This is a genomic window from Pontibacter liquoris (assembly GCF_022758235.1).
GTDB lineage: Bacteria > Bacteroidota > Bacteroidia > Cytophagales > Hymenobacteraceae > Pontibacter > Pontibacter liquoris.
The window spans coordinates 333860-349371 of the sequence record NZ_JALEBG010000001.1 but is presented as its reverse complement, the minus strand read 5'-3'; the positions used below and the strand labels follow the sequence as shown (position 1 = coordinate 349371).

The window sequence follows — 15512 nt, the reverse complement described above, 5'->3', positions numbered from 1 at the left end:
AGTTAGACAGCTGCATTTTCTTCATGCACCACCTGCTGCAGGCCAATGCCATAGTAGGTGAAGCCCTTGTCGCGCATATCGGCGGCATCGTAAATGTTACGGCCGTCAAATACCACTTTGTTCTTCATCAGTTTGCTTACTACAGTAAAGTTAGGCGCTCTGAATTCCGGCCATTCTGTTACCAGCAGCAAAGCGTCGGCATCGATCAGGGTTTCATACTCATCCTTGCCATACTCAATGCTATCGCCCAGCGTGTGCTTGGCTTCTTTTATCGCAACCGGGTCATAGGCACGCACGCTTGCGCCCTGCTCCAGCAGCTTCTGGATAATTACCAGCGATGGCGCTTCGCGCATATCGTCTGTTTTCGGCTTAAAGGAAAGCCCCCAGATGGCAAACGTTTTACCGGCCAGCTCCCCGTTGAAGTGCTTGCTGATTTTATTGAAAAGAACAGATTTCTGATTTTCATTCACTTCCTCCACGCTCTGCAGCACACGCATCTGGTAGCCATTTTCAGAAGCTGTTCTGATAAGTGCTTTCACATCTTTGGGGAAGCACGAGCCGCCGTAACCAATACCCGGATAGATAAACTTGTTACCGATACGGGCGTCGGAGCCAATGCCCTTGCGCACCATGTTCACATCGGCACCCATGATCTCACAAAGATTGGCAATGTCGTTCATGAACGAGATCTTGGTAGCCAGCATCGCGTTAGCGGCATACTTAGTCATCTCGGCTGATGGAATATCCATGCAAATGAGCGGGTGGCCGTTCATCAGGAAAGGTTTGTAGAGCTTCTTCATCACCTTCTCGGCTTTGTCGGAGGCTACGCCCACTACAATACGGTCCGGCTTCAGGAAGTCTTCGATGGCGGCACCTTCTTTCAGGAATTCGGGGTTAGAGGCCACATCAAACGGAATGTTCACGCCACGGGCGGCCAGTTCCTGCTCAATAGCAGCGCGTACTTTGTTTGCCGTACCAACCGGCACAGTGCTTTTGGTAACCACTACCAGGTAGTCGTTCATATTCTGGCCAATGCTCTTAGCCACTGCCAGCACATACTTCAGGTCGGCCGAGCCGTCCTCACCCGGAGGTGTTCCTACGGCAATAAAGGCAGCATCGCAGCCCTGGATACTGGCCGGCAGATCAGTGGAAAACGTCAGGCGCTCCTTCTGGGAGTTGCGTACCACCATTTCTTCCAAACCTGGCTCATAAATAGGAAGGATTCCGTTTTTCAGGTTCTCAATTTTTTTGGCATCGATATCGATACAGATCACATCAATACCAACTTCGGCAAAACAGGTTCCTGTTACCAGGCCTACATATCCAGTACCAACTACAGCTATTCTCATAATAATTAATAGATAGGGTTACAAATTTAAAATTTTCTCTGAGTATTATGTTTATATATTGTTCTAATCACTTTTTTAAGCAGACCATTCCTCTTTAAGCCTGCAGGTAATTTTTCCACCAATGCTGAAAAACCAGCAGTATCCATGCTTTGGTCTGAACAGAAGCTATAGAAGCCGAGTTCAGGCGCTGCCGGATGTTGCGTATCTGCTGCACGTCAAATATTCCCTGCGCCGCTATAAAATCATCCGAGAGATACTCGCCGAGCAAGCCCCGGGCTTCGGTCGTCAGAAACGATTGCAGTGGAATTTCAAAGCCTTTCTTGGGTCTGTTAAACAGTTCGGCCGGTAAAATCTTCCGGAACGTTTCCTGCAGAATCTTTTTACGGATAACATTATCTATCTTGGAGGTGACAGGTAACGCAAATACGAATTCCACCAGCCGATGATCGAGAAAAGGACTGCGTATTTCAAGATTATTGGCCATGCCCATCAGGTCAATTTTGGGTAGCATATCGTTTGCCAGTACCACTTGCCAGTCGGCACACAGTACGGTGTTTAAATCATAAGGGTTACCGGCAAAGCACTGCAACAAATTATTTTTTCTTTCCTGGTATACTTCATCATAAACAAACTGCTGTTTATCAGGATTTAACAACGCTATTGCTTCCGCTTCCTGTTGCCACGAGGTCCAAAACCAATACCGTTCCCGTGCCGATAAGCCGGCTCCTGTTGCAAAACGTTGTAACTGCCTTACTTTATTGCCCAGCGCCGTGCTTCGGGAAGCAGGCAGCGCCTCCCATACCTTCCGGAACTGCTGCACGGCAGCAACGGCAACCCCGCCGGCTTTTACTTTATACTCTGCCCTGTGTTTGTTATAACCGGCAAACAATTCATCCGCCCCGTCTCCGGAGAGCACGGCTTTTACCTTTTTGCCTGCATGCTGGCTTAAGGCATATACCGCCAGCGCCGATGAATCGGCAAAAGGCTCGCTCAGAGCATCCAGCATCCCTGTCAGGTGCTGGTGCAGGTCCTCGTTGCGCAGCAGCAGCTCAGTATGGTTGGTGTTATACTTGTGCGCTACCAGCCGGGCATAGTGGGTTTCGTCGAAGTATGGCGCGTCTTTAAAGCCTACGGAAAAAGTCTGCAGATGTGACACCTGCCCCGAAGCCAGCGCCACCACTACCGACGAATCAATGCCCCCGCTCAGAAAAGCGCCGACTGGCACGTCGGCTACCAGCCGCTCGGCCACTGCCTCTTCTAGCAGCTGTTGCAGCTTTACCTGTTGTTGCGGGTAGGGCAGCGGGTTATGGGCGGCTTTAGCGGCATCAAAGGGTAGGCGGTACCATTGCAAGTGCTGCACCTTGCCCTGCCTGATAAAAAGCGCGTGGCCGGGCAGCAATTTCGTTACGCCCCGCAGCATGGCGGCGGGCGCCGGCACATACGTCAGTTGCAAATACTGAAACAGGGAAGTATAATCTACTTCACGTGGAACGCCCAACGCCAGCAACGCACTCATTTCAGAGCCGAACAGGAACTGATCCGCATCCCTATAGTATAGCAGCGGTTTTTCGCCGTACCGGTCGCGGGCAATGAACAGGCTTTGGGCAGCAGCATCATAAATGGCCAGCGCAAAGAACCCCCGCAACTTGGTGAGGAAATCCGGCCCTTGTTGGATGTATAGCTGCAGAACCACTTCCGTATCAGAGGTGGTCTGCAAAGGCAGACCGCTTTGCTGCAGCGCTGCCCGCAGTTGTTTATAGTTAAATACCTCGCCGTTAAAGACAATGGTATAGCGCCCTGTGGCCTCGGTAAAGGGCTGGTTTGCCTCCGGAGCCGGATCAATAAGGGAAAGCCGCCGGTGTGCCAGCCCCACAGGCCCGTGCCGGTAGAGGCCCTCGGCCTCGGGGCCCCGGTGCTGCAGTGCCTCCGAGGCCTGCCGCAGCTTTGCCATGGCCCCGAGGCCGGCCTCCGTAAATGCAAAAACGCCCGTTAGTCCACACATATCTTACTTGTAAAGGTATACTTTATCTTGTAGCGTTTACTTTGTGGCAGGGAGCAACCCCTAAATTTTTGCAGCATATCAGCCAATTTTTAACAGATATAACAACCCGCTTCCGGTTTAAAAGTATAGTAAAGACAGATCACCCTAAGCATCTTTATGAAACCGGATTGGTTGGACAAGAAAGAATATCCCTTTAAATCACGATACATACAATTAGAGGCAGGCAGAATGCATTATGTAGACGAAGGGAAAGGAGCGCCTATTGTCATGATACACGGCACCCCTTCCTGGTCGTTTCTGTACCGCAACCTGATCAAAACGCTCCGGAAAAAATATCGTTGCATTGCTATGGACATGATCGGCTTTGGCCTCTCGGACAAGCCCGATGACTGGAGCTACAAGCCCCGGGCCCATGCGGCCAACTTTGAGCGGCTAATGGAACACCTGCAGCTAAAGGATGTTACCCTGCTGGTGCATGACTTCGGCACCCCCATCGGGTTGTCCTATGCCATTAAACACCCCGAGAATGTGAAAGGCATTGTGATGCTCAACTCCTGGACCTGGTCTTTGTCCAAACACGAGGCCTTTCCCAAAGCCAGCAAGTACCTAGTAGGGCCGTTGGGCAAGTTTCTGCATTCCAAGCTCAATGTATCTACCAAAACCCTGGTAAATGAGCTCTTCGGGGATATGGAAAACATACCTGAGCCTATAAAGCAGCACTACGTGAAAGCCCTCGGGAAACCCGAAGAACATGTTAAAAAGCTAGCCTGCGCCCGGGAACTGGTAGGCGCCAGCATGTGGTACGAGGAACTGTGGCTGCAGCGCGGTAAGATCCAGGACATCCCCACACTTATACTTTGGGGGGAGCGCGACAAGCTGATAAAGATTGAGGCGCTACAGCGCTGGAAGCGGTTTTTCCATGAGTGTTATGTGATCCATTTCGAGAGCGGCGGCCACTTCCTGCAGGAGCAGAATGCAGAGGAGATCGCCACGTATGTGCAGAACTTTGTGCATGAAGAAGAGCGGAAACGAGCCGCTGCCTGAACCCTTTATCCTGAATAAACCTTTTTGCCGCCACACCGGCAAAGCCTATGAGCAAACAATTAGTTACACGTAAACCTTTACACTATGCAACAGCCAAATGAAAATAACAAACACACAAGCGTTAACTCCCCACAAAACCCGTTAAATGAATCGCCGGCAAGCCTGATGAGATCCTGGCAGCAACTGCGCGAACTGGATTGCAACCTGGCCGAACAAAAGTATAACGACCTGGCTACGGGAGAAAAGCCCGCACGGCAAAAGAGACGCTAACACACGACGACCAAGCGGTACTTCCGCCTTATAACACAACAGGCGCAGAACTCATCTTCTGCGCCTGTTGCTATTTAGGAAGTATAAGAAAAGCGGTATTACGCCTGCAGCACAGGTGCCTGCATGGCCACTTCCTTGCTGGAGAGGAAGATCTTACCCGGATTCAGAATGCCATGCGGGTCAAACAAATCTTTGATGCCGCGCATCAGGTGCAGTTGCACCGGGTTAAGGGCAATGCCAATGTAGGGCCGCTGCACCAGGCCAATGCCATGCTCACCGGAAATAGTACCGCCCAGGCTAACACATAGCTCGAAAATCTCTTTTATACCTTCCGGCAGCTTGTGGTTCCAATCCTCGTCGCTCATATCGGCTTTCACAATGTTGACGTGCAGATTCCCGTCGCCAGCATGGCCGTAGCACACCGATTTGAAGTTATACCTGCGGCCGATCTCCTTTACGCCTTTGAGCAGTTTGGGCAGCTCGGCCCGGGGCACCACCGTATCTTCTTCCTTGTATACCGAGTTGCCTTTTACCGCATGGGGCACGTTGCGGCGCAGTTGCCAGAGCTCAGCTTTCTGCTTTTCGGTATCGGCCACCAGAATATCGCCTACATCAAATTGCTCCAGCACTTCATACACGCGCTCGGCGTCTTTAAACAGCAGGTCCATGTCGTTGCCATCCAGCTCGATGAGCAGGTGAGCCCGCTCGTCGGCAGGGCGGTCCAGGTGCAGGTTCAGGTAGCGATCGGCCCACTCAATCGCTTCACGCTCCATAAACTCCAGTGCCGAAGGGATGATACCGGCCATAAAGATCTTCGATACGGCTGCACAGGCTTCCTCCTCCTGCCGGAAAGGCACCAGCAGCACCAGGTTCTGCGTCGGATACGGAATCAGCTTCAGCACAATTTTAGTGATGATGCCCAGGGTTCCCTCGCTACCGACCATTAACTGCGTGAGATTATAGCCGGTCGCATTTTTCAGCACGTTGGCGCCGGTCCAGGTTATTTCGCCTGTGGGCAGCACTACCTCTACGTTCAGCACATAGTCTTTTGTGACGCCATACTTTACCGCGCGCGGCCCGCCGCTCGACTCGCTCAGGTTGCCGCCCAGAAAGCAGCTGCCCCGGCTCGAGGGGTCCGGCGGGTAATATAAGCCTTTGGCGATGGCCGCCTCCTGAAAGACCTGCGTAATCACGCCCGGCTCCACGGTGGCCTGCAGGTTGCGCTCATCGATCTGAATAATCCGGTTCAGGCGCTCGGTGGAGAGCACGACGCCTTTGTGCACCGCCAGCGCGCCGCCACTTAACCCGGTACCGGCACCACGGGGAGTTACCGGCAGCAAGTTTTCGTGGCAATAGCGCATAATATGGCTGATCTCGTCAGCGTTAGCTGGTTTAAGTACGATCTCCGGCTGGTAGCGCAGGTCTTCGGTTTCGTCGTGGGTATAGCGGAACATGTCGTCGGCAGCAGCAGGCAGCACAACGTGCTCCTCACCTACTATGGCCGCCAGGGCAGCGACAACATCTGGGGTTACGGGGTTAAATTTCATTTTCAAAAGGAAGCGCTAATTGCTAATTTAGCCAACTGCTATTTGGTTACTTTTATTTTGACTTACGCTAAAGATAAGCTTTGAGAACATTTTATACTACTTCAGCCTTATTTATCTTTTTCCTGGTGCTGCTGGCTTCCTGCCAGCCCACGCAGCCCGTTTTTAGTAAGCGCGGCGAAGAATACCGTTCTGCCCGGGAGATTGCGGCCGCCAAACGCCAGCAACGCAAAAGCCGCCATATTGGCCCGGCAAGCCGCAGTGTTGCCACTTCCAAAAGCCGCAACATTCCCCGCAGCCTGGACGGGCAGATCAACACTGTGATCAAAACAGCCCGCTCCTATACTGGGGTACCGTATAAATGGGGCGGCACCACCCGCGTGGGCATGGACTGTTCGGGTTTGCTGTGCACCTCCTTTCAAAGTATAGCCGTCACGCTGCCCCGTACATCCGAAGAACAAAGCCGTTTTGGTAAAGAAGTGAAGATCAAAAACATACGCGAAGGCGACCTGGTTTTCTTCGGCCCCAGCAGGTTCAGCAACGAAGTAACGCACGTGGGCATGGTTACCGAAGTGATCAACGACGAGGAGGTTAAGTTTATACATGCCTCTACCTCCCTGGGCGTGACAGAAAATAACCTGATGTCCGATTACTTCCAGAAAATCTTCATTCGGGCGGTAAGACCGCAGAATTTCTAGGTCAGCAGTATGTTTTTATTAGTAAGCCAAAATCAACCTGATTAATGCAAAAATCTTAACACAAACATTAAGAACATCCGCGTATTACAACTAGTAAAAGTACTTGTAAATCACCTAGTTGTAAATGCTATGAATAATTTATACAAACGATTACTCCTGTGCTGCACTTTTATTTTACATCTCCAGTTGGCACTGGCGCAGGGAGCTACTACGGCAGCCTTAAACGGCACGGTTAAAGACCAGAGCGGCACCCCCTTGCCCGGCGCTACCGTAATCGCCATCCATACGCCAACCAACACCCAGTATGTAGCCAGTACCAATGCCGAAGGCGCTTATAATATTCAGAATATGCGGGTGGGTGGCCCTTACACCGTCACTACTTCTTATATCGGTTACCAGGAGCAGCGAACAACGGGCGTGAACCTGGCGCTGGGGCAAGCAGCCCGGGTCGATTTCGCGCTGACCGAAAGCACTGCCCAGCTGAGCGAAGTAGAAGTAGTGGGCGAACGCAACGACGTGTTTAACCAGGATCGCACTGGTGCTGCCACAAACGTATCGCGGGAGCAGCTGGAAACCCTACCAACGCTTAGCCGCAGCCTGCAGGACTTTACCCGTTTAACGCCTCAGGCTTCGGGTAACTCCATTGCCGGCGCCAACAACCGCTACAACAACATCACTATAGACGGTGCCATCAACAATGATGTATTCGGCCTGTCGCCTTCGGGCACGCCGGGCGGGCAAGCGGGCTCGCAGCCCATTTCGCTGGACGCCATCCAGGAAATACAGGTGGTAATTGCCCCCTATGATGTAAAGCTGGGCAACTTTACAGGCGGTGGCATCAACGCTGTGACCCGCAGCGGCACCAACAAATTTTCGGGCTCTGTTTATACGTTCGGGCGCAACGAGAACTCGATCGGCAAAGCTGTGGAAGGCCCCCGTGTAAAGGCTGATAAATTCAGTAACTACCAGTATGGCGCACGCCTGGGCGGCCCGGTGATCAAAGACAAGCTGTTTTTCTTTTTTAACTATGATGCCACCCGGGTAACAGAGCCGGTCAGGTTTGCGCCCGGGTCGGCCGAGTCGCAGATTCCGCTGGACGTGGTGCAGCAGCTGGCCAGTTTTGTGCAGACTACCTATGGCTACGACGTGGGATCGGTGGGCACCTTTGACAGGGAAACACAGAGCGATAAATTTTTCGGCCGCCTGGACTGGAACATCACTAACAACCACCAGCTTACGCTGCGCCATAACTTTGTGGATGCCGTGCAGGATAACTTTACCCGAAGCCGCGCCGAGATACGCCTGGGCAACAATGCCTACCAGTTCAACAGCAAGACGAACAGCACGGTAGCCGAGCTCAACAGCCGTTTCGGCAACAACATGTCCAACAACCTGATCCTGTCCTACTCCCGCATCCGGGACTACCGCACCACGGCCGGCGCCCTGTTTCCGCAGGTAACCATCTTTGATCCGGTGGGCACCATTGTATTTGGCTCCGAGCGCTCCTCAACGGCCAACGAGCTGGACCAGGATATTTTTGAAGTAACCGATAACTTTACTTACCTGGTGGGCCAGCATAACTTCACGGTGGGCACCCACAACGAGTTCTTCAGCTTCCGCAACCTGTTTCTCAACAACCTGAACGGCCGCTGGGATTTTAACTCGCTGGAAGACTTCTATAACAACGTTCCGAACCGGGTGCGGGCCACCTACTCGCTGACCGGCGATCCGCGGCCGGCCGCCTCGTTTAATGCCGCCCAGTTGGGCTTTTATGTGCAGGATGAATTTACTCCTTCCGAGCAGCTCAAGTTAACGTTTGGCATGCGCCTGGATGTGCCTGTATTCCCCGATAAGCCGGAACGGAATGTCAGCTTCGAAACCAACTTTGCCAATATTTACCCCGGTCTGCGCACCGACCGCACGCCCAGCGGAGAACTGCTCTGGGCGCCCCGTTTTGGCTTTAATTATACCCCCACCGAAGACCGCTCTTTCCAGGTGCGGGGCGGAACAGGTATTTTTACTGGCCGCGTGCCTTTTGTATGGCTCTCCAACCAGTTTATCAACACGGGCACTATCCTGGGCACCGTGGACCAGCGCAACCCGGTAAGCTTTGTGCCTGACCCCACCCAGCAGCAAAGCGCCGGCTCGGCGGTGCAGACCGTGGAAGTAGATGTGATAGATGAAAATTTTAAACTGCCGCAGGTATGGCGCAGCAACCTGGCTTTTGATTATAACCTGCCTCTTGATATAGTTGCGACGGTGGAAGGCATTTACTCTAAAACAGTAAATGATGTGGTGTACAAAGATCTGAACCTGGCCAGCCCGGACGCTCAGCTACCCGGGCCCGATAACAGGAACGTGTACCCGGCACAGCGCCGCATCAACCCCAGTTATACCAACGTTATTTTTCTGGATAATACCAGCCAGGGATACCGGTATAGTTTAACAGGGCAGCTGCGCAAGAATTTCGCCAATGGGCTACAGACATCGCTTGCCTATACTTATGGCGAGTCAAAGGACGTGAACAGCGGCACGAGCTCCACGGCCCTATCCAATTATGAGTTTAACCAGATCGTCAATAACCCAAACAACCCGGAACTGGGCTACTCGCGCTATGACATCCGCCACCGGATTGTAGGCTCAGGCGGGTATACTTTCCGGTATGCCAACAACTTTGCCACTGGCATCTCGCTCTTTTACCAGGGCCAGTCGGGACTGCCCATCACCTACCTGTATGCGCAGGACCTGAATGGCGACGGCAACTTCTCCAACGACCTGCTGTATGTGCCGCGCAACCGCGAAGAGATCAACCTGGTGCCGGTAACTATTGGCGGGGTTACCTACTCGCCGGAAGAGCAATGGGCGGCACTGGATGCCTTTATCAGTTCGGATGATTACCTGAGCGAGCAGCGCGGCGGGTATGTGGCACGCTACGGTGGCCGGATGCCCTGGACGCACCAGTTCGATCTGCGGCTGCTGCAGGACTTTTACCTGACCACCGGCGAGAACAAACACACGCTGCAGATCACATTAGATATTTTTAACGTGGGCAACCTGCTCAACAAAGACTGGGGCCGGCAGTATTTTGTAAACAACAATGCCAACGAGCTCATCCGCTACAATGGCCGCGACCCGCAGGGCCTGCCCACCTATACTTTTAACCCCAGCAACCGGGCATACAACGTGTCACCGTTCGAGTCCAGGTGGCAGGGGCAGCTGGGCGTGCGCTATATTTTTAACTGAAAAGGTTGCTGAATTGCCGTTTAAAGAGAAGGAAAATAAAAAAGGGCTGGTGTAAAAACCAGCCCTTTTTTATTGCACAGCTTGCAAAGTTACACCTTAAAAATCATTATCCAGCATATCGGCAGAGGGTACAAAAAATAATTTTAATTTAACACTTGGGTTAGGAGAATACGCTCAGGGTGAATTACTTTTGCACCCAAAATCAATCAACCCCTTATGAAAAAGTTTTATAGTTTAATGCTCCTCGCGCTGACGATGGTACTCTCGAGTCAGTACAGTTGGGCGCAGGTAACAACCAGTAGCATTACCGGCTACGTAAAGGATGCCAAAGGCGAAGCACTTATTGGTGCAACAGTGAAGGCAACTCACCAGCCATCGGGCACCGTTTATGGTGCTGCAACGAACGTAGAGGGACGCTTCAATATCCCGAACGTACGTATTGGCGGCCCATACTTGCTCGAAGTAAGCTACATTGGTTTCCAAACCAAGTCTTACAACGGTATTGATCTGAAACTAGGCCAACCGTATGTGCTGAACGCTACTTTATCTGATTCAGGCACTGAACTGCAGGAAGTAGTAGTAAGTGCGGATCGTGCTTCGGTTTTCAACTCAACCAAAACTGGTGCTGCTACAAACGTGAGCAGCCAACAGATTGCTACACTCCCTACTATTTCCCGTAGCATTACTGACTTCACCCGTACTACGCCACAGGCAAGCGGCAACAGCTTTGCTGGCCGTGACGCTCGTTACAACAACATCCAGGTAGACGGTGCAAACCTCAACAACAACTTTGGTCTTAGCAACGACCCACTTCCAGGTGGCGGTGCTCAGCCAATCTCTCTGGACGCTTACGAAGCAATCTCGGTAAACATCGCTCCTTACGACGTTCGCCAGTCTGGCTTTACAGGTGCTGGTATCAACGCGGTAACCAAGAGCGGTACTAACACTTTCAAAGGTTCTGCTTATACGTACTACAGAAACCAAGACTTCCTTGGCACTAAAGTAGGTGACAATGATATCAGCAACTCCATCACAGACTCTAAAAACCAAACCATTGGTGGTACACTTGGTGGCCCGATCATTAAAAACAAGCTGTTCTTCTTCCTGAATGGTGAGTATGAGAAAGGCTCTAAGCCAGGCATTACCTGGTCTCCTAAAGGTGGCTCTGGCATAGGTAACGTCTCTGAAACATCAATTGACTCTCTGAAGAAATTCTCAGATATCTTGAAGTCTAAGTATGGCTACGAAACTGGCGCATACGACAATTTCCCTAACTTCGAGAATAAGAACCGCAAGATCTTAGGTAAGATCGACTGGAACATTAACGCAATCCACAAGCTTACTTTAAAGTATAGCGACTTCGAAAACACCAACGATGTAGCCCTTAATGCCACTAGTGTACCAAACGGTGGTGGCTTCACTCCAACGGGTGCGAAAAGCTCAGTTAGCCGTTTGCCTTACAGCCGTTTCAGCAACAACTCTATGGCTTTTGCCAATAGCAGCTATGGCTTTAAGGATGCGGTAAAAACCGGTACACTGGAACTGAACAGCAACTTTGGTGGCAAAATGGCAAACCAGTTCTTGGCTACTGTAAGTAAGATTGAGACAGTTCGTACTTTCCCTGGCGGCGTGTTTCCAACTATCGATATCTTCGATGGCAAGGGCGGCAACTACATGAGTGCAGGTATGGACCCTTATACTTACAACAACGAAGTAGTGAATGATATCTACAGCATTACGGATAACTTCACTTATTATCTTGGTAAGCATACTTTTACAGCGGGTGGTTCCTACGAATATCAGCACGTTGGTAACATGTTTATGGCTGCTTCTAACGGATACTATGTTTACAGCTCACTTGATGACTTTGCAAAAGACCGTGCCCCTGCATACTATGCTTATACTTACTCCCTGGTACCAGGTGTTAAAAACCCTTTCTCTGCTGAACTGAAAGTGGGCCAGTTAGGTCTGTACGCTCAGGATGAAGTCCAGGTAAATGACGCCCTGAATGTAACTTTTGGTGTACGTGCCGACAAAGCAATTTACCATGAGCAGCCAATTGCTAACCCAGAGATTAACAAGCTGCAGCTGTATAACAAGCATGGTGAGCTTTCTACTTACAACTCAGGTAACTGGCCAAAGAGCCCGATCCTGCTATCTCCAAGGGTTGGTTTCAGATGGGATGTGCTGAGCGACAAGTCTCTGGTACTTCGAGGTGGTACAGGTCTGTTCACTGGCCGTATTCCATTTGTGTTCCTGACAAACATGCCTACTAACTCTGGTATGTACCAGTTTGGTGGAGCGATCAAAGACGCTGCTACTCTGTCAACTATCCACTTCAGCGCTGACCCGGATGCTTATGCTGACCTTTTCCCTAAAACAGCTGGAACTTCTGTACCGAGCAACATTGTATTGATGGATCCTGACTTTAAATTCCCACAGGTAATCCGAACAAACCTTGCTGTTGACAAAGAGCTTGGCAACGGCTTCACGCTGACCTTAGAAGGCTTGTACACAAAAGATGTGAACGGGGTAAAAATGCGTAATGCAAATTTACAAGAAGCTACCGGACAAATTATTGAAGGGGACAATACAAGACCACGCTTTGTAGATATTAACGGCGACAACAAGGTAGATGCTAAGGACAGAAGCTTCAATCCAAATACTAATACAGCTATTGTGTTGGAGAACACAAACAAAGGTTATTCATCTGCCTTAACTGCTATGTTAAGCAAGTCTTTCGCAAACGGTTTCTACGGTTCAGTTGCTTATAATTTCACCTATGCGAAAGAGGTAACTGCAAACCCAGGTTCTCAGGCTTCTTCAGTATGGAACTCTAACCCAAATGTCGGCACATCTAATGCAGAAGAATTAGGCAACATTGTATTGATGGATCCTGACTTTAAATTCCCACAGGTAATCCGAACAAACCTTGCTGTTGACAAAGAGCTTGGCAACGGCTTCACGCTGACCTTAGAAGGCTTGTACACAAAAGATGTGAACGGGGTAAAAATGCGTAATGCAAATTTACAAGAAGCTACCGGACAAATTATTGAAGGGGACAATACAAGACCACGCTTTGTAGATATTAACGGCGACAACAAGGTAGATGCTAAGGACAGAAGCTTCAATCCAAATACTAATACAGCTATTGTGTTGGAGAACACAAACAAAGGTTATTCATCTGCCTTAACTGCTATGTTAAGCAAGTCTTTCGCAAACGGTTTCTACGGTTCAGTTGCTTATAATTTCACCTATGCGAAAGAGGTAACTGCAAACCCAGGTTCTCAGGCTTCTTCAGTATGGAACTCTAACCCAAATGTCGGCACATCTAATGCAGAAGAATTAGGGTACTCTCAGTATGGTGTTCCTCACCGTGTGGTAGCTAACCTGTCATACAAGAAAGCATATGCGAATCATTTTGCTTCAACTCTTTCTATCTTCTACGAAGGGTCAAACCAGGCAAGATACAGCTATGTAGTTAACGGTGATCTGAATGGTGATGGCAACAGCTCTACTGACCTGATGTACATTCCAAGAAATGCTTCAGAGATGAACTTCGAGCAGTATACTGATAACAACATTGTTTATTCTGTAGCTCAGCAGGAAGAAGCTTTCGAGCAATTTATCAATAACTCTTCTTATCTGAAAAACCACAGAGGTGAGTATGCTGAAAGAAATGCTGCTCTGACTCCCTGGTATAACAAGCTAGATGTTCGCTTCATGCAGGACTTCTATATCGAAACTGGTAAGAACAAGACCAAGCACACGTTGCAGTTTACTGCTGACATCCTGAACGCAGCGAACCTGATTAACAAGAACTGGGGTATTCAGCAAAGATACATCATCAACAACCCGCTTGCTTTTAGAAGCATCAATGGCGATGGTGAGCCGGTATATCGTATGAAGCAGATAAACGATAAGTTGGTAACTGATCAATTCGAGAAGAACATTAGCACTGCTAGTACATGGAGTATGCAGCTTGGCTTGCGCTATAGCTTCTAATTAATGAACTACAAAATGTTTTCCATTTTGTAGTTTGATAAAATAAAAAAGGGCTGCCAGTGCAGCCCTTTTTTATTTTACTTTATTTCGCAATTCCTGCTCAAGTGTTTTGGATATTCGAAATTTGTTCTAATTTTGTGTCACTCAAACGGGGGATTAGCTCAGCTGGCTAGAGCGCTTGCATGGCATGCAAGAGGTCATCGGTTCGACTCCGATATTCTCCACATTGATAATCAGGCACTTACAACTAAAAATTGTAAGTGCCTTTTTTATTGGAACACACAATTTGCACACAACCTCTACCAATATTGAACCTCTGCTATGGCGCAAAACATCAAACTAGATTGCTTTACTTTAAGAATAAAGAAACATGGTGCTGACGAGTACCTAATGTTTGACGAAGTATTCAGTAAACAGGCAGTACTCTTTAAGAATAGCTCAGGGGTAAACGAACCTCTTGTGGATTGCACCTTTTATGGTTTCTTTGAAAAATATATCAATAGCTTTGATAATAGATTCCACACGCATAAAAGTACTCAAAAGGCAATCTGTTTAGATCCTAATGGCTTTCACGTACATAAAGCAAAGAGGATAATATGTGGATTAGTAGAAGGAGGATCCTCCGATATCGGCGGCAAGGTAAAGCACAAAGAAAGGTTTGATGATGAAGATGCTTTCGAGATAACGCCAGAGAAGATAGTAAGTACTCCTTTCTACTATCTTCTCTGGATTCCAGATAATAGCGATATGGGTATTCTAATTGTGCAGAGCTTCACCAGTAAGTCTATTACAGAAGCCATCAAAGCCCATCTAAGAAAATTTTTCAACCAAGCAGTTACAGGATACTCTTTACAGATAAATACAAGAGTTTCACAAGCTGTTGTTAATGCCATGAAAGAAGAAGGCATAATAGATAAGGTTATTCTTAGAAGACATTCTTTACCAGCGGATAAAAGCAGCAATTTATTTGGAGCAAAATACAGTCCGTATAGTAAATTAGGAATTGATATAGTAGTTAAAGGCGTTTCATCTATACCAGAAGCCAAAAAAGCTATTTTAGATGTGTTCTCTGGAAAAAGAACGAAGATTATTGATATACCAGATCTAGATGAATTGGGCTTTGATGAAGACTATGATATTCTGGTAGAATATGAATTTAATGGAAGAAAAGCTTTGGCAAAGAAGAGCAATAACTTTAATATTTCCCCCAATGTTTACGTACCTGATGATCAGATTGTGCTGAATGCAAATAAACATCCAACTTTTGACAGCATACATTCTTACTCTGTAGATTATCTTGAGTCAATAAAAGAAGAAATGGGGTATAACAAAGCAACTAAATGATTTTCAACAAAAT

The 15512-nt window shown here is 49.0% G+C and carries 9 protein-coding genes and 1 tRNA gene; 7 read left to right on the top strand and 3 right to left on the bottom strand.

The features are described 5' to 3' along the window. Nucleotides 1-2: 2 nt before the first annotated feature. Together LWL52_RS01440 and asnB are read right to left on the bottom strand one after the other, a co-directional pair. A complete protein-coding gene (locus LWL52_RS01440) occupies nt 3-1349 on the bottom strand; it encodes a UDP-glucose dehydrogenase family protein (protein ID WP_242916348.1) in 1347 nt (448 codons plus the stop codon). A gap of 94 nt (nt 1350-1443) precedes the next feature. Continuing rightward, on the bottom strand, nt 1444-3351 hold the full coding sequence (gene asnB / locus LWL52_RS01435) for an asparagine synthase (glutamine-hydrolyzing) (RefSeq protein WP_242916347.1): 1908 nt from the start codon (nt 3349-3351) through the stop codon (nt 1444-1446). A 156-nt stretch (nt 3352-3507) separates the two neighbouring features. Here asnB and LWL52_RS01430 point away from each other — a divergent pair, with 156 nt between their 5' ends. Both LWL52_RS01430 and LWL52_RS01425 read left to right on the top strand, forming a co-directional pair. Further along, nucleotides 3508-4395 carry an alpha/beta fold hydrolase gene (locus LWL52_RS01430; RefSeq protein ID WP_242916346.1) on the top strand — a complete coding sequence of 296 codons (888 nt, stop codon included), beginning with the start codon at nt 3508-3510 and terminating at the stop codon, nt 4393-4395. An 84-nt stretch (nt 4396-4479) separates the two neighbouring features. After that, nucleotides 4480-4665 (top strand): hypothetical protein, encoded by a 186-nt coding sequence (locus LWL52_RS01425; RefSeq protein ID WP_242916345.1) that lies wholly within the window; start codon nt 4480-4482, stop codon nt 4663-4665. Nucleotides 4666-4763: 98 nt separating this feature from the next. Here the strand turns inward: LWL52_RS01425 and LWL52_RS01420 are convergent, their stop codons facing one another. Next, nucleotides 4764-6212 carry an FAD-binding oxidoreductase gene (locus LWL52_RS01420; protein WP_242916344.1) on the bottom strand — a complete coding sequence of 483 codons (1449 nt, stop codon included), beginning with the start codon at nt 6210-6212 and terminating at the stop codon, nt 4764-4766. Nucleotides 6213-6292: 80 nt separating this feature from the next. On the opposite strand from LWL52_RS01420, the gene LWL52_RS01415 reads away from it, so the two are divergent. The 5 genes from LWL52_RS01415 to LWL52_RS01395 all read left to right on the top strand — a co-directional run bounded on the left by LWL52_RS01415 (nt 6293) and on the right by LWL52_RS01395 (nt 15499). Next, on the top strand, nt 6293-6907 hold the full coding sequence (locus tag LWL52_RS01415; RefSeq protein ID WP_242916343.1) for a C40 family peptidase: 615 nt from the start codon (nt 6293-6295) through the stop codon (nt 6905-6907). A gap of 129 nt (nt 6908-7036) precedes the next feature. Next, nucleotides 7037-10150, top strand: a complete 3114-nt coding sequence (locus tag LWL52_RS01410; RefSeq protein ID WP_242916342.1) for a TonB-dependent receptor — start codon at nt 7037-7039, stop codon at nt 10148-10150. A 216-nt stretch (nt 10151-10366) separates the two neighbouring features. Continuing rightward, complete coding sequence (locus LWL52_RS01405) at nt 10367-14155, top strand: TonB-dependent receptor (RefSeq protein WP_242916341.1); 3789 nt, start codon at nt 10367-10369, stop codon at nt 14153-14155. Between the two features lie 150 nt (nt 14156-14305). Beyond that, nucleotides 14306-14379, top strand: a tRNA-Ala gene (locus LWL52_RS01400). A gap of 97 nt (nt 14380-14476) precedes the next feature. After that, nucleotides 14477-15499 (top strand): hypothetical protein, encoded by a 1023-nt coding sequence (locus tag LWL52_RS01395; RefSeq protein ID WP_242916340.1) that lies wholly within the window; start codon nt 14477-14479, stop codon nt 15497-15499. Nucleotides 15500-15512: the final 13 nt, after the last annotated feature.